This window comes from Ruegeria sp. CDSC085 (genome assembly GCF_059610465.1).
Window position 1 is genome coordinate 270839 of the sequence record NZ_JBXWNR010000004.1, and the last position, 19427, is coordinate 290265.

A 19427-nucleotide genomic window follows, 5' to 3' on the forward strand; every position below is an offset into this window, starting at 1 on the left:
GGGTCGAGGCTCCGGTGCGGGTGGCGCGGCTCCCGGTACCGGCGCAGCTGGCTCAAGGCGACCTGACCGCGCTCAAGATGTCCGACCCCTGCAGTACGCCGAGCCGAGCTATCCGGCCGGCGAATGACGTCATGCAACTCCAACTCGACGGAGAAATACATGACCAATCAAGATCCTATTCCCGCCCGCGTGGCCGCACTCAAGACCAAGTCCACGCCAGACCTGAAGCAACAATGGCGCGAATTGCTCGACAGCGAGCCGCCGCCATTCAATCGTCGCTATTTCGAGAGCCAACTGGCGCACCGCGGACAAGAACCATGCCCTTGTCCTAAAGATAACTTGCCAGATCAGCCGCCACGTAAGACGAGCCGTTGTCGCTGAGCAGCTTCCTCTTGTGCACACCGGTAGCGCTGTTGCGGCCTGAAGTGTCCTATGCCAACTCCAGCGTGTCGGTGACATCGCTCGCCTTCATCGTTGTGCAAAGCTTCTGCTTTTGAACTAAGATTTCCACAGGAACTACGGCTTCATGCGGATCCTGCGCACCGTCTTCTACGTGTGCGAGGAACTGCCTCTACCCTCGGGTTCGGACGGGCATGCCCGTCATCTGATTGCGGCATCGCGCGACGACTACAACCAATACCGCCCGCATTCGAGCCTGAGTGGGTTGACACCAAGGGAATAAGCTAACCGGTCCGCCGTGGGCCAAAACCCGAACAGAGCTAACCAGTCAACGCGGGCTCTTTGGGGAGCGGTTCATTTCTCGCGCATCTTTCGCGGTACGTGACGAAGGTTGCGCCCAGTCAGAAGTGAGCCGATTGGACCCAGGCTGCGCCGCCGGGAAGCAGCGAGCGCATCCAGCATATAGCTGAGAGACCCTTATGGCTCACCAAGGCTTGATGCAACAGCCGAGGCAATTGCCAGGTCCTGGACCCCAAGCCCTGTCAGATCCACGACGGAAAGGCTCGCGTCAGCGAAATTTGCCCCCTCCGACTTGCCCGCAAGAATGTCGCAAAGGGACAGATCTGCCATATCTGAAACGCACCCGGCGCGCACGGCGGCGCCGAAATCGCCGTGATGCAGACATTGCGCGTGATTGTCTGTGGCGATGATGGCGGCGCGCGCCAATACCTCGGGGGCCAGTTCGATCTTGCCGGGACTGTCGGCACCCACCGCCACGATATGGAGCCTGTCCGTCAGATCATCCGCGTGAAGCACCGGCGATGTGGCCGGGGTCGTGGTCACGACAATATCCGCAGCATGGCAGAGATCGCGCCCGGTGGATGCGACCGAGACGGTAAAGCCCTTCTCTTCCATGTCAGTGACATAGGTGCGCATGCTCTCGGGAGAGCGCCCTTTCACGATCAGGCGCGAGATCCCGGTCTCGGCACGGATCGCCTCGGCTTGCAGGCGGGCCTGTGTGCCGGTTCCAACGATACCCAGCGTGGCCTCTCGTTCTGCCGGCTTCAGCGGGGCCGCCAGTGCGCCGGCTGCGGCCGTGCGCATCTGGGTCAGCCAGCCCTCGTCCTGCAGGATCGCAACAGGGCGGCCAGTTTCCGAAGACAGGACCAGAACCAGACCATCATTCACCGGCAAGCCCCGGTACGGGTTTCGGTAGAACCCGGTGGCAAGCTTGACGACGAACCACGGCCGGCCTTTGGCCTTGGCCCCCTTGATGTGGCAATCGCCAAGCAGCTCGCCAACCGCTCCCGGAAACAGGAACTGCATCGGCTCGGGCTGGTCGATCAGCCCGTTTGCCATGTCGATGAACCCTTGTCGCACCGCCGCAATGGCAGCGGGCATGTCGATCAGCTCTCGCAATTCGTCCAGTGCCACAATCCTCATGATGCTGCCTCAGGCCCGGAAATCGGCGTAGTGGGTTTCGAAATGCGCACGCATCGCGGCCAAACCGTCTTCGAACACCTGTTCGCGGCCGAAACCGATGCGGAAATGGTTCTGCGGGATCTCGGTCAGCTCCGAAGCATAGATCGCGCCGGGCAATAGAAGCACACCGCTTTCTTCCAGCAGTTTGCAGCAAAACGCATCGCCCCCTTCCGGCCCGACAAAGCGCGGAAAGGCCACGCACCCGCCCAGGGGGCGCGTCCATTCGATCAAGCCCGGGAAATCGGCGAAGAGCCGTTCCAGCGCCACAACGTTTCGGGACAGAAGCGCGTGGTTGCGCGCAAGGATCCGCTCGCGCGCCTTCAGCGCGATCAGGGCCAGCACCTCAGAGGGGCCGGAATTGCAGATCGACAGGTAGTGCTTGTAGCGTTCGACCCGTTGCAGCAAGTCCCTGTCCTGCGCCGCGATCCAGCCGATGCGCAGGCCCGGCAGGCCATAGGCCTTGGACATCACATTGAGCGAAATACCGCGTTCGTAGATATCGGCGATTTGAGGCATCCGGTCGGCGGGGTCGAGTTCGACGCCGCGATAGACCTCGTCGCTCAGGATCCAGATGCCATGCTCGCGGGCAAGGTCGATCAGCGCCTGAAGATCGTCGCGCGGCATCAACATGCCGGTCGGGTTGTGCGGAAAGTTCAGCGATAGCAGCCGCGTGTTCGGGCGGATCGCGGCGCGGATGTCATCAAGATCAACCCGCCAGCCGCCTTTCATCTGCGTCCGGTGCATGGGCACGCCAGTGGCGTCGCAGACCGACAGCGGAATGGTCTCGGTGCTCGGGTAGTTCGGGGTCGGCACGATGGCATGGGACGCGCCATCCAGCAGAACCTTGGACACCGCGTAAAGCCCCTCGCCCGCGCCCGCGAGGCACAGGATATTCTCGGCCGCCAGTCCGTCATAGGTTGCCGCGATTTCCGCCCGCAGGGCGGGCGCCCCCCATGTCTCGGTATAGCCGAGCCAGAGCTTTTCATAGGCGTCCCGATCTTCGGGTGTGGCAAGCGCCAACAGGTCCGGCACCGACATGCTTTCCAGGTCCTAGGCCGTCATGTGGTGGCGGGCGGTGAATTCCCATTCCGAGAAGAACACTTCCAGGCCGAAATCGCGCATCGGGCGGGGTGCCGTCATCGAGTGGTCCTTCCTTCAGGTCTTTTTCGTATCGTCCACGATTTTCATCGTGGCAAGGCCGCTATTGCCCAATTCCACGGCCGCGAATGGTCCGCCGTGGCACGTGTTACCGGGGTCGCGCGGGTCCAGCGGAGGCGTCTCAGCCAGGATCTGTTCGGCGAATTGCTCGGCATTGTCCTTCGGGCGATAGCCAAGGAAGCTGGCCTTGCTGTTGTCCACCGGGCAGCGTTCGTTGTTGGAAACCCCGTAAACAACGGCGAACCCGGTCACCGGTGTTTCGATGCTGCGCTGCACCAGCTGGATCAGGTCATCATAGGACAGCCAAGACCCAAGCGCGCGGGCACTGGTGACCTGCGCACAGGAGAGGATGCGCATATGCACGCTTTCCAGCCCGCGCTTGTCCCAGTAAAGCGATCCCAGATCCTCGGCGAAACACTTGGCCAGCCCGTAAAAGGTATCGGGGCGATGGCGAACCTCGGTGTCGATGAAATCGGTCTTGGGGTACATTCCGACAGCGTGGATGGAACTGCCATAGACCACCCGCCGCAATCCGTTGCGCGCCGCGGCCTCCCAGATGTTGTAGGCGCCGATGAAATTCGGCCCCAAAAGCTTCTCGAACGGCCCTTCGTCCGCATAGGCGCCCATATGCACGACCATGTCGGCGCCTTCCAGCGCGCGCATCATGTCGTCAAGGCTGGCAAGATCCGCCTTAGCATAGGTTTCGCCGTCATAAAGCGTGCCGATATCGTCCGCGATGTCGGTCGAGACAAGCTGGTCGCACATCATGGTCAGCGGTTCGCGCAAGTAAGAGCCAAGCCGCCCGGCGGCGCCTGTCAGGACGAGTTTCTTCATCAGTTGGATTCCTTTTCAAGTTGGGCGACCGCTGACGCAATGCCGGTCATCGCATAGGCCTTGGAAACGCCGTTGACCGTCAGCGTGCGGTCCTTGAGGTCCGAGTTGATCGCGGCGAAAGAGCGAAACTTGCGCCCGTTGAACAGGATGTGCTCATAGATTTCGTCCGACAGGATCATCACCTGTGGATGGTCGGCCAGCACCACGCCCAAGCTGCGCAGATCGTCGTCGGAGTAAACGGCGCCGGCGGGGTTGGAGGGCAGGTTCAGTATGATCCAGCGCGTGCGCGCCGTGATGGCGCGGACAAGGTCTCCGGGTTGTAACCGAAACCCGTTTTCGGCCACGCAAGGGATCGTGACGGGCCTGCCGCCAAGGATCAGAACGATATCCTTGTATTGGCCGAAATAGGGCGCGCAGAGCAGGACCTCGTCGCCGTCCTCCAGCGTGGCCCTCATCGCGTTGAAGATCACCTGCTTGGCGCCGTTGGCGACGATGAACTCGTCAACGCCATGGGCGAGATCTTTCTCACGACGCAGCTTGTCGGCCACCGCCTTGCGTAGTGCCAGCGTGCCGCTGGTGGGCGGGTATTTCGTCTGTCCAGCCATGGCAGCGGCATGGGCGGCGTGCTTGATGTGTTCGGGCGTGTCGAAATCCCGCTCGCCGAGCCCGAGGTCAATCACATCTTCGCCGCGCACACGGGCCACTTTCGCCGCCTGACTGACCCAGGCTGACGCCGAAGGCTTGACCGGATCCAGCCGCGACGACAGCGCGATCATGCCATGCCTCCGCGCACCTGCACCAGCAGCGCGTCGGCGCCGCGGGCCAGGATCGAGGCATCGGTGCCGCAGGCCACAAATGTAAAGCCCTCGTTCAAAAGCTCGGTTGCAAAGCCCGGGTCCAACACCAGCGTTCCGACCGGCACGCCCTTGGCGATCAGCTTCTGCGCCGCCGGTTTGATCAGCGCCCAGACCTCGGGGTCCATCGGCTTGCCAAGCTTGCCGATGTCGGCCGCGATATCCGCCGGGCCGAAGAAGATGCCAGAGACGCCATCGACATCGGCAATCGCCTCGGCCTGTTCAACGGCCGCACGGGTTTCCAGCTGCAGCAGCACCGCCGTTTCCGCCTCGACGCGCGCCGTATAGTCGCTGATCCGCCCGAACTTGGTCGCCCGCGTCGCGCCAGAGACACCACGGGTCCCGTTGGGCGGATAGCGCGTGGCGGCCACCGCGCAGCGCGCTTCCTCGACCGTCTGGATCATCGGAAACAAGAGCCCAGGCGCGCCCAGATCCAGTAGCCGCTTGACCGCCACCGGGTCGTTCCATTCGACACGCACGATGGCGGTTGTGTCGCTGGCGGCAAAAGCCTGAAGCTGCCCGAGAGTGCTGAAATAGTCGTTCGGGCTGTGTTCCATGTCGATCAGCGCCCAGTCATAGCCCGCGGGCGCTACGACCTCGGCCGAAAAATTGCTGGCAAGGCTGATCCACAGGCCGACCTGTTTGCGCCCCGCCGTGAGCGCCGCTGTAAAGGGATTGGCGGCAAGCTGCATCAGATGATGGCCTTTTCAATGATCGGGCAGTGGTTGGGGATGCGCTCGTAGTTGAAGGGCGTCAGGTCAAGCGCCCGATAGCCGCCATAGGTGATCCATTCCGCCGTACCGCGCCCCATCGCAGGGGATTGTTGCAGCCCGTGGCCGGAGAATCCGTTGAGGAAGAGGAAGTTCTCCACCTTCGTGTGCGGCCCCAAGATTGCGTTGTGATCGAAGGTGTTCATGGCGTAATGCCCGGCCCATTCGGATTGCACCTTGATCGCCTCAAACTGCGGGATTCGGGTGGCAAGGATCGGCCAGACGTGGTTTTCCCACAGCGAGAAATCCATCGCGAAATCGTCGTAGTCCACCGCCGGGTCGATCTCGGAATGGCCGCCGCACTGATAGGTGCCGCCGCCGTTTTCGCGCACATGCACGCCGGATGGGTCGATGGTCAGCGGCAGATCCATCTCCAGCGGCTGTTCGGCCTTGAAAATCCAGGAATAGCGCTTGCGCGGCTCCACCGGGGTCTCGATGCCGGCCATGGCTGCGGTGCGCGCCGCTCTCGGGCCCGAGGCGTTGACCACATGGCCGCAGGCAATCACCTCGCCCGATTTCAGCGTGACGCTGTCCACACGCGTGCCGGCGGGGTTGAGCGTCATCGCCACGACCTCGTTCTCGACATATTCCACGCCGCGTTCGCGCGAGGACCGTCGCCACCAGTCGAACACGGCCGACCCGTCCCAGAAGCCTTCGTCCACCGTGTTGATAGAGCCCAGCACGATGTCATCGACATTGTAGAAGGGATAGGCGGCCCTGATCTGGTCGGGTGTCATCAACTGCGTGCCTGCCCCCGCCGCGACCTGAACCTTGTGGCTTTCACGCAGGACATTGGCGAAGGCGTCATTGTCGGCCAGATACATGTAGCCGAAATTGCGGATGCTGAGTTCCGGCACCCGTTCGTCACCGCCCATGTAGCTGCGCAGGTTCTTGACAAAATTTGCCGCGAACTGGCTGATCCGCACGTTGAGCTCGGCCGAGAACTGCTGGCGCATGCAGCTGTTGGTGTGGGCGGTTGAGCAGGCCTGGTAGGTCGTGTCGCGTTCCACCACCAGAACCGAGCCGTCGAAATCCTTGTTGTCGCTCAGAAACCAGGCGGTCGAGGCCCCCATGATCGCCCCGCCGACAATCACTACGTCATACTGGGCCTGTTTCGGGCTTTGCGTTTGTCCGGCCATCAGGCGATCTCCCCTTTTGCGACGGCATCCTCGACCGCCTTGATGTCATCGGCCGTCAGGCCGTAATCACGCGCTGCGGTTTCCGCCGAGATGTATCCCCGCGCCAGATCGCGCAGGACCATATCCCGTGGCCGCTCGGCAGGGTAGCCATAGCCCGCGCCACCAGGGAAAGCCATCACGACGCGGCGCCCGTGGGGCACGAACTGCTTACCCTTGCCGCGCATCGGCGTGCCATCGTCCAGCGCGATGGTGGTGCAGGCCCCGGCCATGCCCCCGCGCCGCCCGCGCGCGGGATGTTCGACCCGATCGAACATCGCCTGGATGTCGAACTCGTGGCCTTCCATTGCGCCGACCTCCATGTATTGGCCCAGCCCGCCACGCGCCTTGCCCGCACCGCCGCTGTCGGGGCGTAGCTCCTTGCGCCAGATGATCACGGGCCCCGCGTGTTCCGTTGCCTCGATCGGCATGGTCATCACGCCCGAAGGGAAGGCGGTTGCATTAAGCCCGTCCAGCTTGGGCCGCGCGCCGGAGCCACCGGAATTGAAGGTCAGCACCTCGGCGCGCCGTGCGTCGACTGAAGCCGGCGCGTCAGAGCGCGGGCGCAGCGAGACCTGAAAATTGCACAGGCATCCAGCCCCTTCGGCAGGCACCAGACCCGGCACGATCTTGACGAATGCGTCATAGACCGTGTCCGGCACGAAGTGACCGACGATGTGGCGCAGCGCGACGGGTGCGGGGTGCAGCGCGTTGACGATGGTGTTTTCCGGGGCCGTGATCTCGAACGGGGCCAATGAGGCTGCGTTGTTGGGGATCGAGGGCGCGATGGCGACCTTCAGCGCATAACACGCATAGGCCTTGGCATAGACCAGCGGGCAGTTGATGCCCTTCTTGTCGAGCCCTGAGGAGCCGGTGAAATCCGACACGATGCGGTCTTCGTGCACCGTGACGCGTACTTTCAGCGTGATCGGCGCGTCGAACCCGTCCACCGTCATTTCGCCTTCGGCGGATTTTCGTGGCAGGGCGGCAATCGCTTCCAGCGTGGCGCGGCGCGAGTTTTCAAGGATGAACACCGCGATGCCATCCAGGTCATCCAGATCGAACTCGGTCATCATGTCTATCAGGCGGCGGTGGCCGATCTCGTTGCAGGTGGCCAACGCGTAGATGTCGCCGATCAGCTGGTCGGGTTCACGCACATTGCCGCGAATGATCCGCACCAGCGTTTCGTCCACCTCGCCCCGCTCGGCGAATTTCATGATCGGGATATAAAGCCCTTCTTCATAGACGCTGGCCGCGTCCGCTCCGAAGCCGCGCCCACCGATATCGACGATATGCGCGGTGCAGGCGAAGAACCCTACCAGCACGCCGTTGTGGAACGACGGCGTGACCATGGTGATGTCGTGCAGGTGGCCGGTGCCCTCCCACGGGTCGTTGGTGATGTAGACATCGCCCTCGAATATGTTCTGCCGCCCGATGCGGCGGATGAAATGCGCCACGGCGTCAGCCATCGCGTTGACATGCCCCGGGGTGCCGGTGACGGCCTGCGCCAGCATGTTGCCGTGGGTGTCATAGACCCCGGCGGACAGGTCGCCGGCCTCCCGGACGGAGGTCGAAAAGGCCGTGCGCACCAGCGCCTGCGCCTGTTCCTCGACCACCGAGATCAGCCGGTTCCACATGACCTGATAGGCGACCTTTGAATGTTGCTTTGTCATGTCGGCGCTCCTTACCCCTTGGTCACGACGTCGATGCAGCCGTCGGGCTGGCAGATCGCGTCGCGGCTTGCGGGAACGATGATGGTGGTTTCGGCCTCGGTCACGGCGGCGGGGCCGTTGGCGCGCTGGCCGGTCTGCATGGTCACCCGGTCGATGACCTGGGCCTCGACGAAGGCCCCGGACGCGGCATCGAACACCCGGCGCTGGCCTTGCGCGACGGCGGTGCTTTCGCCGGCCGATGCGGCCACAGGCGCGACGGCTTCGGGCGGTGTGGTCGCGTTGACCGACCAGACGGTGATCTCGACATCCAGACCCGCGACCTTGCGACCGAAGAGCTTGGCATAGTCCTCTTCGAAGCGTGCCAGGAAGGTCGCAGCATCGGGATTAATGGCCTGGTCTTCCGTCAGCGCGATGGGAATTTCCCAGCCCTGTCCGGCATACCGCATGTAGACCTTGAATTCCGAAAGGATCTCCGAGGTCTCGTCGCAAGTCCGCACGAAGCCCGTGACCTCGGATTTCAGCTCTGTCAGCAGCGCTTTGATCCGCGCAGGGTCAAAACCGCTGAGTTTCATGTAGACCGAGCGGTTGGCCTCGTAGCTGTAGGGCGCGCGCAGGAACCCGATGGCCGAACCGACCCCGGCACCGGGCGGCACGATCAGGCGGTCGACACCGAGCTTTTCGCACAAACGCCCGGCATGGAGCGGCGCCGCACCGCCAAAGGCTATCATGGTGTATTCCGACAGATCCTCGCCATTCTCGACCGCGTGAACACGGGCCGCGTTGGCCATGTTCTCGTCCACGACCTCGGCCACGCCAAAGGCGGCCTCGATGGTGTCCATCGACAGCGTGTTGCCGACATGGGCGGTCAGCGCCGTTTGCGATTGGTCGGGGTGCAGTTTGATCGCCCCACCAGCGAAATTGTCCGGGTCCAGCTTGCCCAGAACAAGGTCTGCGTCCGTGACCGCAGGCCGCGTGCCACCGCGCCCATAACAGGCCGGGCCGGGTTCGGAGCCCGCGCTCTCGGGCCCGACTCGGATCTGGCGCATGTCGTCCACATGGGCCAACGAACCTCCGCCCGCACCAATCTCCACCATGTCGATCACCGGGATCGAGATCGGCATGCCGGACCCCTTCTTGAACCGGTAGGTCCGCGCGACCTCGAACACACGGCTGGTCTTGGGCGTCTGGTTCTTGATCAGGCAGATCTTGGCGGTCGTGCCGCCCATGTCAAAGCTCAGCACCTTGTCGATGCCGTAACGCGCGGCGATATGGGCGGCAAAGACCGCCCCCCCCGCCGGACCGCTTTCCACCAGCCGCACCGGGAAATCGGCGGCGTTCTGAAGCGAGATGATGCCGCCGCCTGAATGCATCAGGAAGACGAGGCAGTTTACGCCTTCGCCGCGCAACCCCTCTTCCAACCGGCCGAGGTAGGAGGCCATCAGCGGCTTGATATAGGCGTTCGCCACCACCGTGTTGAACCGTTCGTATTCACGCATCTGCGGGCTGACCTCGGACGAGATCGACACCGAGACATGCGGCAGGCGCTCGGTAAGAACCTCGCGCACCATCTGCTCATGCGCCGGGTTCAGGTAGGAATGGATGAGGCCCACCGCGACGCTTTCGAAACCCGCCTTTTCGATCCGCGCGGCCAGCGCCTCGACCTCGGCGCGGTCCAGAGGCACCATGACCTCGCCACGCGCGTTCACCCGTTCATTCACGGTAAACCGGGACTGCCGCGGCAAGAGCGGCTCTGGCAGAGTCAGGTTCAGATCGTATTGCTCGAACCGGCTTTCGGTGCGCATTTCAATCACGTCGCGGAAGCCTTGCGTGGTGATCAGCGCCGTTCTGGCTCCGCGCCGCTCGATCAGCGCGTTGGTGGCCAGCGTCGTGCCGTGGATGATCTGCCCGATCTCACCGGGCGTGATGCCGGCCCTGGCGCAGACCTGGTGCATCCCGTCGATGATCGCGTTTTCGGGCGCGGTATAGGTGGTCAGCACCTTGGTGGAAAAGATGTTATCCCCTTTTTCAAGCACGACATCCGTGAAAGTTCCCCCAATATCCGCGCCAAGCCGGATCGCACGCCTGTTCATCCCGTGTTTCCTTTCGACCAACCAGAGCAAGCGGCGGCGGGGATCGACCCCGCTCGGCCCTCGGTGCCCAGTCTTAGGGCCTGCTGAGGAAAACGAAAAATTGGAATTTTTTCTTGTTGTGGTTATGTTGTGTTATCCTTGGCCGCTTCGGCCGTCAGCCGGGCGAGTTCGGCGGCATAGCGCACGAACCGCGGCACGCGCCGGTCGTCATAGCGCGCAAAGACCTGCAAGGGGCTGGGCGTCCAGTCGCAGTTGAGTTCGACCAGCCGGCCCTCGGCAACAGCCTCCTGCACGATCGCCCTGGGCAACAGCGCGATGCCCATCCCGTCCACCGCCATGGGCAGGCAGGACGCAAGGCTGCTCGAGTGCACAACCTGATCGCGCGACAGGCCGTTGTGATCGGCAATTTCGGCCAGCTCACGCACGGCCACGGTGTGCCGCGCATGGGTCAGGACAGGATGGGCAAACAGGTCGGCGAGCCCGATATTGCCGCCAATACCTTGTGCCATTTCCGGCGTGGCAACCCAAACGTAGCTGTAACTGCCAAGCGGGATCGTCCCGCGCAATTCGCTGGAAAATGGTGCTGTCTGCAGCGCCAAATCCAGTTGCCCGCTGACAAGGCCACGGTCGATCTCGCGCGAAAGATCAACTTCTAGTTCAACGCTGACCGATGCATAAGACGCCCTGAACGCGCGCAGAAAGTCGTGCAACCATGTGCAGGCGATCAGCTCGGTTACGCCCAGGCGCATCCGCTCCCTGATCAGATCCCGCCGGTTGGCCTGTTCGAGAAACGCCTCGCCTGCCAAAATCACCTGTCGGGCCGCCTCGACCAGCGTCTCCCCGGTTTTCGTCAGCCGGACAGATCCCGCATCCCGGTGCATCAGAACGACCCCGAGAGACTTCTCCAGCGCCGAAATCCGCGCCGAGACATTCGGCTGTGTTGTTCCTAGTGCCGCCGCTGCCTTGCGAAACGTTCCGGTGTCGACCACCAGGACGAAAGCTTCCAATTGCTTGATGGTGATCCGACTTTTTATCATGCGGCTCTCAAGGATAAGAAAAATCTATCCTCATTTTGGCAGATTGACGCCGGAAGGGGAACGGTTCGGCCCGCTCGCGCGATATGGGGGCTGCGAGGGCTCCTTGATCGCCATGCCAGTCAGCACTGTTTGATGTGTCCATGTGTTGGCGAAGGCGGGATCTTTGAACGTTTCGTGGAACTAGGCGCAGAACTGGTTCTCACCACCCTTCAGTGGGACGAGGCGTTTGACATAGGTTCTGATACATTGACTGGCGTTAACGACGACGACTACCAACCACTGTTCCCACTAACCGCGAAGCTGGAAAAGCTAACGATAAAAATCGACCGGCCCCAGTCGAGTCAAGCCGACATTCAAAAGCTCGAAGACGCGATGCAAAGAGCAAGCGACCTGTTGGCTCAAAGGGTTGAGAGGTTGCCTACTTGCTTGAATCGGGCAGTGGAAAACCGGATGGTATATTTGTCCGCTTCGTCCGCAAAGTAGACGTTCAAGCAAGTTGCAGCGAACGACCGCATTGAGCCCCAAACCGGTCATCGGAAATTTGTGCTGCGCGCGCACGCAGAGCAAATTCTGCCGCACTCGCATCGTCGTTGTCCCAGCGAGGCGGCGAGAATTCCGGCCATTCGAACGTCGCATGGCGGATGTCCTTAACAGACTTCTCACCCTGGCTTTGCTTGGTTCCGGGTTTATGTCTCATCTCCACTCCGTGGCGGTTACGATGCGCCAAGAACCCTCCCTTATCAAATCAGCCTCAACAGTCCCACTGGTACTGACGTAAGGCACTCTGACATTTTTTATTGCGAGTGCACGCAGCAAAAGTTTTGCCACAGGTGTTTGGAAGCTTTTCTGCTTCGCAGGAAGATAACCAGCCGTTCGTCGTGCGTCGCTTCACATTGCGTTCCGAATCCAAATGCTTCTCGATCAGGTAGGTCCCGTAACATCGAGCCGGTGATCCTTGCAAAGGACCTCAACCGCGGCGTGCTACTTTGGTTTGGTATCTGTCGAGTTCTTTGATCAACGCCTGGCCGTTTGGAACATTCTCACGAGCCGAGAACTCATTCCAAATCTCGCCGAACGGCATGTCCTTGTACTCTTCGGTGACCGCAAAACGTTTCGAAAAGTCGAGGTCGTTCTCGGCAGTCTTCAATTCTTCCAATGGAAGCAACAAAGCACGGAGCAAAGCTTTTTGCATATTGCGTGTGCCAATGACCCATGCTGCTGTCCGACTGATCGTCGCGTCAAAGAAGTCCAACCCGATGTGTGTTCTGCCAAGCAGATCGGCACTAACCAGTTCCTGTGCCATTTGCAGGATATCGTCATTCAGAAGGATAACGTGATCGCTGTCCCACCTCATGGGGCGTGAAACATGCAAGAGGATTTCGTCCAGCGATAAGGCAACCGCGCTCAGCTTGTCGGCGATGTTCTCGGTCGGGTGGAAATGCCCCATGTCGAGGCACAGAAGCGTGCCATTGCGGATCGCATAGCCCATATAGAATTCGTGGCTGCCCACGGTGCAGGCTTCGACACCGATCCCAAAAAGCTTGCTTTCGACGGCATCCAGCATCTGTGCTTTGTCCTGATGCGGTGCCAGCATGGCATCAAGCGAAGCTTCCAATCGAGCGCGGGCCGACATGCGGTCGACCGGCATGTCTTTGTAACCGTCCGGCACCCAAATGTTGTTCACACAAGGCGAGCTCAGAGTTGCGCCCATTTGTGCGGCGATGTCGCGCGAACGGCGGCCATGCTCAATCCAGAAATCGCGAATACCCTTGTCCGGATGGCTGAGTGTCAGATTATCGTCTGCCTTGGCATGGGCAAAGAAAGTCGGGTTAAAGTCCAGCCCAATGCCCTGATCCTTGGCCCAATCGACCCACGGCGCGAAGTGTCTGAATTCGATCTCGTCGCGGTCGGGGGTTTCATCCGTGTCCAGATACATCGCATGGAGGTTCAAACGATGTTTGCCAGGGATCATCGAATAGGCAAACTCCAGATCGGAGCGCAGTTCATCTGGCGTGCGGGCGCGGCCCGGGTGGTTGCCGGTTGCCTGAATGCCGCCTCCTGATGAGCCGGATTTCTGTTCAAACGCGACCACATCATCGCCTTGCCAGCAATGCATCGAGATCGGGATGGTTTTCAGGCGTTCCAGTGCTGCTTCGGTATCGACGCCCCAATCGGCAAAGGCGGCTTGTGCGGTCTCGTAGCTCATTTTCGCCTCCTAGCGCGTGAAGGCCTGGACGTTGCCGGCGTCCACATTGATGATGTTTCCCGTGGACTTGGCTGAAGTGTCGGCGGCGAAGAAATAGCAGGCCTCCGCGATGTCTTCGGGCAGGACCGAGCGCTTCAGCATGGAGCGCTGGCGATACATCTCTTCCAGCCCATCCTTGTCAGTGCCATAGGTGTCTGCGCGCTGCTCCAACCAATCGCCTTCCCAGATTTTCGATCCGCGCAGCACCGCGTCCGGATTCACGACATTGACGCGAATACCGGCCTCCGCCCCTTCCAGAGCGAGGCAGCGGGCAAGGTGAATTTCCGAGGCCTTGGCGGTGCAATAGGCGGCAGCGTTGGGTGACGCAGCGAGGCCGTTCTTGGAGGCCACGAAGACCACAGAGCCGCCCATATCCTGCACCCGCATGATCTTGAAGGCTTCGCGGCTCACCAGGAAATAGCCCGTGGACAGGATGTCCATGTTCTTGTTCCAAAGAACCAGGGAGGTTTCTTCGATGGGTGCAGAGGAAGCGATACCGGCGTTCGAGACCAGAATATCGATCCCGCCAAATTCAACCGATGCCTCGACAAAGGCTGCCGCGACGGCGTCTTCGCTGGTGACGTTCATGGTGACGCAGTGGACGACATCTTTGCTGTACCGGTTGGCGAGGTTGTTTTGAGTTGAAGCCAAACCCTCTTCGTTGATGTCTGCGAGGACAACGCAAGCACCTTCTTGCAGATACCGTTCCGCAGTCGCCGCACCAATGCCGCCAGCGCCACCGGTGACTAGGGCCACCCGCCCGGCAAGCGACTTGGGTTTCGGCATGCGCTGTAGCTTGGCTTCTTCAAGGAGCCAGTATTCGATGTCGAAGGCTTCCTGTTCCGGCAGGCCATGATATTCACTGACTGCCGAAGCGCCGCGCATCACGTTGATCGCGTTGACGTAGAATTCGCCTGAGATGCGGGCCGTTGCCTTGTCCTTGGCAAAGGTGATCATGCCAACGCCAGGCACGAGATAGACAACCGCGTTCGGGTCGCGAAGCACCGGGCTGTCGTCATGTTTGCAGCGGTCGTAGTAGGCGGCATAGTCGTTGCGGTAGGCCTCGATCTGAGCCGGCATCCCTTCCAGAACATCGTCGATATTTCCCGCTTCGGGGTCGAAGGGCACAACCAGCGGGCGGATTTTCGTGCGCAAGAAATGGTCTGGGCAGGATGTGCCGAGGGCTGCCAGCGGTTCCATGTCCTTGGCATTGACGAATTCCAGCACTGCGTCGCTGTCGTTAAAGTGACCAACCATGTGCTGATTACCCGACACGAAGCCGCGGATCGCGGGCATCAGCCGCGCGGCAATGGCGGCCCGTTCGTTGGGTGGCAGACTGTTATGGATCGCGCCACCGAAGGGTGCCACATCCTTGCTGCGCTCGCCCAGCCATTTGGTTGCGACGTTGATCACATCAATCGTCTGGTCGTAGCAGTCCTTGGCCGTGTCGGCCCAGGTGAACAACCCATGGCTTTCCAGCACGACGCCGTCGGCATCCGGGTTTTCAAGACAGAACTTTTCCAGCCACAATCCCAACTCGTAGCCCGGCTTCTTCCAAGGCAGCCAGCCGATGCGGTCTCCGAAAATCTCTTGAGTCAGTTCTTTCGAATTCTTCGACGCGGCAATGGCGATGATGGCGTCAGCATGGACATGATCGACGTGCTTACGCGGGACATAGGCATGCAAAGGCGTGTCAATCGAAGCGGCGCGCGGGTTCAGTTTGAAGGTGCAATGGGGCAGATAGCCGACCATTTCGTCTTCAAATTCAACACCACGATAAAGCGGCTTCAGAGCACGCAACTTATCCATGTAAAGCGTCGCAAACCCGTCCATCTTCATAGATCCGATGTCGCCGCCCGAGCCCTTGACCCACAGCACCTCGACCTCGTCGCCGGTGAGAGGGTCGGTCTCCACCACCTTGGCAGACGTATTTCCGCCGCCATAGTTGGTGACCCGCTTGTCGGAACCAAGAGTGTTCGAGCGATAGAGCAGAAGCTCCGATTCGCTTTTCCCTTCTGCGTCCGCATCACTCCAACGGCTTTCCAAAAGCTGGCTTTCCAATGATTTCAACATGTTTCCTCCCGGTTGGCGCGATGCGTCCATAATCCTGACTTGCTGTAAGGTTGAGCCGTGTGGCCCAATTTGTCAATCAAGTTCGGTCATTTCCGATCATGCTGCGCCGCAGAATGACGGATAATGATTGTTTTTGATTGACAGATTATGCAAATCTCGACACCGTAAGGCACTAAGGGAGGCTGGAATGCACGAAAAAGAACGCCATACGATTATCCTATCCGCGGTCGAAGAACGTCCCGTGGCAACAGTTGTCGAACTATGCAATCTCACCGGTGCCTCCGAAGCCACCATCCGTCGCGACATCGCAACGCTGGACCAGGAAGGCCAGTTGCGGCGCGTGCGGGGCGGGGCCGAGGCATTGAGCCCGCCGCAGTTCGTGGGCCTGGCTGGGCGCCCCTTCTCCGTCAACGAAACCATGAGGATCGCGGAAAAGCAGGCCATCGCGGCGGCGGCTGTCGATCTTTGCGAGGATGGTGACGCGATCATTATCAACGGTGGCACGACGACGTTTCAAATGGTTCACCCATTGGCCAGTCGGCGGATGCAGGTCTTCACCAACTCGTTCCCGATTGCCGAACATCTGCTGAAGCATTCGAAGAACACGATTATGCTCTCGGGCGGCACGATCTACCGCGAACAGAACATCATCCTTTCGCCCTTCGACAATGACGTCACACGCAACTTCTGTGCGACGCGCATGTTCATGGGTGCCCAGGGGCTTGGGCCACTAGGCTTGATGGAGGCAGACCCGCTGTTGATCCAGGCCGAACAAAAACTGATCGGTCAGGCCGACGAGCTTGTCGTTCTGGCCGATAGCTCGAAATTCGAGCAACGCTCAAGCCTTGTTCTTTGCCCTTTGAACCGGATCACAACTGTCATCACCGATGACCAGATTTCTGACAAAGCGGCCGCCATGCTGGAGGCCGCAGAAGTGACGCTGATCGTTACCCAATCTGGGGGCGCTCAGAGAAACGTGGCCTCGTAGGGGGCTTTCACCGCGAACGTACTTTAGGGAGGATTCCAATGAAACGTCGCACTTTTACCACTCTCACAACGAGCCTCACGTTGGCTGCCAGCCTGTTTGGCTCAACCGCCATGGCACAGGACAACATGCGCATCGCGCTTGTCGTGAAGGCCCTTGGCATCGGTTTCTTTGAGGCCGCTGCAGAAGGCGCCGAAGAGGCCGCCAAAGAACTGGGTGGTGTCGAGATCATCTACACCGGCCCCACTGACACCACCGCCGAAGGCCAGATCGAGGTGATCAATTCGTTGATTGCGCAGGGCGTGGATGCCATTGCCGTGTCGGCCAACGATACCGACGCGCTGGTGCCGACGCTGAAGAAAGCGATGCAGCGTGGCATCACGGTAATTAGCTGGGACTCGGGCGTGGCGGAAGAAGGCCGCGCGGTGCACCTGAACCCGTCTTCTAACGCGCTGATCGGTAACATGATCATCAAACTAGCCGCAGATCATCTGCCAGATGGCGGTGACGTTGCCGTTCTTTCAGCCACCACGACCTCGACCAACCAGAACGTCTGGATCGAAGAAATGAACAACGTGATGGGCAACTATCCCGGCATCAACGTTGTGGCGACGGTCTATGGCGACGACTTGGCCGACAAATCCTATCGTGAAGCCACGGGCCTGATGCAATCCTATCCCGATTTGGATGCCATCATCGCGCCGACCTCGGTTGGCATCGTTGCGGCGGCTCAGGCCGTGGTTGATGCTGGCAAAGTGGGTGAGGTCAACGTGACCGGTCTTGGTCTGCCGTCGGAGATGGCCGGTGCCATCGAGAACGGCGCGTCGAAGTCCTTCGCGATCTGGAACCCGATTGATCTGGGGTACTCGGCCACGATGATTGCGCACGCCTTGGCTTCGGGCAGCGCGACTGCCGAACCGGGTGCCGAGATCTCGATTGGCCGCGTTGGTACGATCACGTTGGACGAGACGAATTCCGCCGCAATGGCGGACCCGTTCATCTATGACGCTTCGAACATCGATCAGTTCAAGTCGATCTTCTAAGCACACCATTTCCTGCGCGGCCATAATTGCCGCGCAGGACATTTCCATTCCCGATAGCCGAGGCCTTCGATGCTGAAACAAGCCGAAATAGCGATGACGTCCGGCAACACGGTCGAGGAAGTCGCTGTACTGGCCCTGAACGGGATCACAAAGACCTTTCCGGGCGTCAAAGCTCTTTCAGAGGTTTCGCTTCGCCTCGTTTCCGGCAAAGTCACGGCCTTGGTTGGAGAGAACGGAGCGGGCAAGTCCACGGTCGTCAAAGTTCTGACCGGCATCTATCAGCCCGATGGCGGCTCGATCCTTGTAGACGGAAAGCCAACCGCCTTTCCCGTACCGCAGGCCGCGTCCGACAATGGAGTCACGGCCATTCACCAAGAAACGGTGCTGTTTGACGAACTGTCCGTAGCCGAAAACATCTTCCTGGGCCACGCCCCGCGCGGGGCCTTCGGGTTGATCGACCGGAAAAAGATGGCCGAGAAGGCACGCGAAATCCTGAGCGGTATCGGTGCGAACATCGATCCCGAACACAAGCTCAAGGACCTTGGCATCGCCAACAAGCACCTTGTGGCAGTCGCCCGAGCTCTGTCTATCGATGCGCGCGTGGTCATCATGGACGAGCCGACCGCAGCCCTTTCACACAAAGAAATTGAAGAACTATATGAGCTGGTCGAGGCCCTGAAGGCCCAGGGCAAGGCGATCCTCTTCATCAGCCACAAGTTCGATGAGATTTTTCGAATTGCAGACAACTACACAGTTTTTCGCGATGGCCAGTTGATCGGAGACGGTGCCATCGCGGATGTCAGTGAACCTGAACTTGTCAAGATGATGGTGGGCCGGGATGTCAGTCAGATCTTTCCTGAGCGGGAGTCCAACCCGGGTGACTCCGTCCTCAAGGTTGCTGGATATTCCCACCCGACAGAGTACGAAGACATCGACTTCACCCTGCGGAGGGGCGAAATTCTCGGTTTCTACGGCCTTGTCGGCGCGGGTCGGTCAGAGTTCATGCAGGCTCTCTTCGGGATCACGCGCCCCTCGGCCGGAACTGTCGAGATCGACGGAAATCGCGTGCAGATTAAATCCCCTGCCGATGCAGTCGACAGCGGCATCGTCTATGTGCCCGAGGATCGCGGCAAGCAAGGCGCCATCCTTGATCTGCCCATCTTCCAGAATGTCACACTCCCGTCGCTGGGACGCATCTCCAACAAAGGCTTTCTGAAGCTGGCCGAGGAATTCAAGTTGGCTCGCGAATACACTGAACGGCTGGACCTGCGCGCGGCGTCGCTGGACACCCATGTGGGCAATCTTTCGGGCGGTAACCAACAGAAGGTCGTGATCGCCAAGTGGCTTGCGACCCAGCCCAAGGTCATCATCCTGGATGAACCCACGAAGGGCGTCGACATCGGATCAAAAGCCGCCGTGCATGAATTCATGGCCGAACTCGCGGCTCAGGGCTTGGCGGTGATCATGGTCAGCTCGGAAATCCCCGAGGTTCTGGGCATGTCCGACCGCGTCATCGTCATGCGCGAAGGCCGGATGGTCGCGGAGCTGGCAAATGGCGATCTGCAACCCGAAACGCTTGTCCGCCACGCCGCCGGTATTTGAGGGAACG

The 19427-nt window shown here is 60.6% G+C and carries 15 protein-coding genes and 3 pseudogenes; 5 read left to right on the forward strand and 13 right to left on the reverse strand.

Annotated features, from left to right (window positions below):
- Positions 1-159: 159 nt before the first annotated feature.
- A pseudogene (locus AC2FJB_RS09295) lies at positions 160-315 on the forward strand (DUF2924 domain-containing protein); the annotation flags it as partial.
- 16 nt (positions 316-331) lie between these two features.
- Here the strand turns inward: AC2FJB_RS09295 and AC2FJB_RS09300 are convergent.
- Positions 332-487: pseudogene (locus AC2FJB_RS09300) on the reverse strand (IS3 family transposase); the annotation flags it as partial.
- A gap of 105 nt (positions 488-592) precedes the next feature.
- On the opposite strand from AC2FJB_RS09300, the pseudogene AC2FJB_RS09305 reads away from it, so the two are divergent.
- Positions 593-682 (forward strand): annotated as a pseudogene (locus AC2FJB_RS09305) (integrase core domain-containing protein); the annotation flags it as partial.
- Between the two features lie 194 nt (positions 683-876).
- Here the strand turns inward: AC2FJB_RS09305 and AC2FJB_RS09310 are convergent.
- From AC2FJB_RS09310 to AC2FJB_RS09365, 12 genes are all read right to left on the reverse strand, one after another.
- Positions 877-1842: a Rossmann-fold NAD(P)-binding domain-containing protein gene (locus tag AC2FJB_RS09310; RefSeq protein ID WP_496682377.1), complete on the reverse strand. Its 966-nt coding sequence runs from the start codon at positions 1840-1842 to the stop codon at positions 877-879.
- Positions 1843-1851: 9 nt separating this feature from the next.
- A complete protein-coding gene (locus AC2FJB_RS09315) occupies positions 1852-2919 on the reverse strand; it encodes an aminotransferase class I/II-fold pyridoxal phosphate-dependent enzyme (RefSeq protein WP_496717861.1) in 1068 nt (355 codons plus the stop codon).
- Between the two features lie 117 nt (positions 2920-3036).
- Complete coding sequence (locus tag AC2FJB_RS09320) at positions 3037-3873, reverse strand: NAD-dependent epimerase/dehydratase family protein (protein WP_496717860.1); 837 nt, start codon at positions 3871-3873, stop codon at positions 3037-3039.
- Positions 3873-4649, reverse strand: a complete 777-nt coding sequence (locus tag AC2FJB_RS09325; RefSeq protein ID WP_496717859.1) for an aminotransferase class I/II-fold pyridoxal phosphate-dependent enzyme — start codon at positions 4647-4649, stop codon at positions 3873-3875. The genes AC2FJB_RS09320 and AC2FJB_RS09325 overlap by 1 nt, the downstream gene beginning before the upstream one ends.
- Positions 4646-5419, reverse strand: coding sequence for an HpcH/HpaI aldolase family protein (locus AC2FJB_RS09330; RefSeq protein WP_496717858.1), 774 nt, complete (start codon positions 5417-5419; stop codon positions 4646-4648). Before AC2FJB_RS09330 ends, AC2FJB_RS09325 begins: the two co-directional genes overlap by 4 nt.
- Entirely contained in the window at positions 5419-6636 is a 1218-nt protein-coding gene (locus AC2FJB_RS09335) for an NAD(P)/FAD-dependent oxidoreductase (protein WP_496717856.1), read from the reverse strand. The genes AC2FJB_RS09330 and AC2FJB_RS09335 overlap by 1 nt, the downstream gene beginning before the upstream one ends.
- Complete coding sequence (locus AC2FJB_RS09340; protein WP_496717855.1) at positions 6636-8345, reverse strand: hydantoinase B/oxoprolinase family protein; 1710 nt, start codon at positions 8343-8345, stop codon at positions 6636-6638. Before AC2FJB_RS09340 ends, AC2FJB_RS09335 begins: the two co-directional genes overlap by 1 nt.
- An 11-nt stretch (positions 8346-8356) precedes the next feature.
- Positions 8357-10435, reverse strand: a complete 2079-nt coding sequence (locus AC2FJB_RS09345; RefSeq protein WP_496717854.1) for a hydantoinase/oxoprolinase family protein — start codon at positions 10433-10435, stop codon at positions 8357-8359.
- 122 nt (positions 10436-10557) lie between these two features.
- Positions 10558-11472, reverse strand: coding sequence for a LysR family transcriptional regulator (locus tag AC2FJB_RS09350; RefSeq protein ID WP_496818193.1), 915 nt, complete (start codon positions 11470-11472; stop codon positions 10558-10560).
- Positions 11473-11959: 487 nt separating this feature from the next.
- Entirely contained in the window at positions 11960-12169 is a 210-nt protein-coding gene (locus tag AC2FJB_RS09355; RefSeq protein WP_496717850.1) for a hypothetical protein, read from the reverse strand.
- A 270-nt stretch (positions 12170-12439) separates the two neighbouring features.
- The gene (locus tag AC2FJB_RS09360) at positions 12440-13678 is read right to left on the reverse strand and encodes an L-rhamnose isomerase (protein WP_496717849.1); all 1239 of its coding nucleotides are present in this window, start codon (positions 13676-13678) and stop codon (positions 12440-12442) included.
- Between the two features lie 9 nt (positions 13679-13687).
- Entirely contained in the window at positions 13688-15790 is a 2103-nt protein-coding gene (locus AC2FJB_RS09365; protein WP_496717848.1) for a bifunctional rhamnulose-1-phosphate aldolase/short-chain dehydrogenase, read from the reverse strand.
- Between the two features lie 187 nt (positions 15791-15977).
- Here AC2FJB_RS09365 and AC2FJB_RS09370 point away from each other — a divergent pair, with 187 nt between their 5' ends.
- The 3 genes from AC2FJB_RS09370 (at position 15978) to AC2FJB_RS09380 (ending at position 19420) form a co-directional block, all read left to right on the forward strand.
- Complete coding sequence (locus AC2FJB_RS09370) at positions 15978-16778, forward strand: DeoR/GlpR family DNA-binding transcription regulator (RefSeq protein ID WP_299895660.1); 801 nt, start codon at positions 15978-15980, stop codon at positions 16776-16778.
- Between the two features lie 38 nt (positions 16779-16816).
- Entirely contained in the window at positions 16817-17818 is a 1002-nt protein-coding gene (rhaS, locus tag AC2FJB_RS09375) for a rhamnose ABC transporter substrate-binding protein (protein ID WP_496717847.1), read from the forward strand.
- A 69-nt stretch (positions 17819-17887) separates the two neighbouring features.
- Entirely contained in the window at positions 17888-19420 is a 1533-nt protein-coding gene (locus tag AC2FJB_RS09380) for a sugar ABC transporter ATP-binding protein (RefSeq protein ID WP_496717845.1), read from the forward strand.
- Positions 19421-19427: the final 7 nt, after the last annotated feature.

Coding starts and splice junctions, on each gene's coding strand:
- rhaS (WP_496717847.1), top strand. CDS start 16,817: ATGAAACGTCGCACTTTTACCACTCTCACAACGAGCCTCACGTTGGCT.
- AC2FJB_RS09310 (WP_496682377.1), bottom strand. CDS start 1,842: ATGAGGATTGTGGCACTGGACGAATTGCGAGAGCTGATCGACATGCCC.
- AC2FJB_RS09380 (WP_496717845.1), top strand. CDS start 17,888: ATGCTGAAACAAGCCGAAATAGCGATGACGTCCGGCAACACGGTCGAG.
- AC2FJB_RS09350 (WP_496818193.1), bottom strand. CDS start 11,472: ATGATAAAAAGTCGGATCACCATCAAGCAATTGGAAGCTTTCGTCCTG.
- AC2FJB_RS09335 (WP_496717856.1), bottom strand. CDS start 6,636: ATGGCCGGACAAACGCAAAGCCCGAAACAGGCCCAGTATGACGTAGTG.
- AC2FJB_RS09365 (WP_496717848.1), bottom strand. CDS start 15,790: ATGTTGAAATCATTGGAAAGCCAGCTTTTGGAAAGCCGTTGGAGTGAT.
- AC2FJB_RS09325 (WP_496717859.1), bottom strand. CDS start 4,649: ATGATCGCGCTGTCGTCGCGGCTGGATCCGGTCAAGCCTTCGGCGTCA.
- AC2FJB_RS09340 (WP_496717855.1), bottom strand. CDS start 8,345: ATGACAAAGCAACATTCAAAGGTCGCCTATCAGGTCATGTGGAACCGG.
- AC2FJB_RS09320 (WP_496717860.1), bottom strand. CDS start 3,873: ATGAAGAAACTCGTCCTGACAGGCGCCGCCGGGCGGCTTGGCTCTTAC.
- AC2FJB_RS09370 (WP_299895660.1), top strand. CDS start 15,978: ATGCACGAAAAAGAACGCCATACGATTATCCTATCCGCGGTCGAAGAA.
- AC2FJB_RS09355 (WP_496717850.1), bottom strand. CDS start 12,169: ATGAGACATAAACCCGGAACCAAGCAAAGCCAGGGTGAGAAGTCTGTT.
- AC2FJB_RS09315 (WP_496717861.1), bottom strand. CDS start 2,919: ATGTCGGTGCCGGACCTGTTGGCGCTTGCCACACCCGAAGATCGGGAC.
- AC2FJB_RS09330 (WP_496717858.1), bottom strand. CDS start 5,419: ATGCAGCTTGCCGCCAATCCCTTTACAGCGGCGCTCACGGCGGGGCGC.
- AC2FJB_RS09345 (WP_496717854.1), bottom strand. CDS start 10,435: ATGAACAGGCGTGCGATCCGGCTTGGCGCGGATATTGGGGGAACTTTC.
- AC2FJB_RS09360 (WP_496717849.1), bottom strand. CDS start 13,678: ATGAGCTACGAGACCGCACAAGCCGCCTTTGCCGATTGGGGCGTCGAT.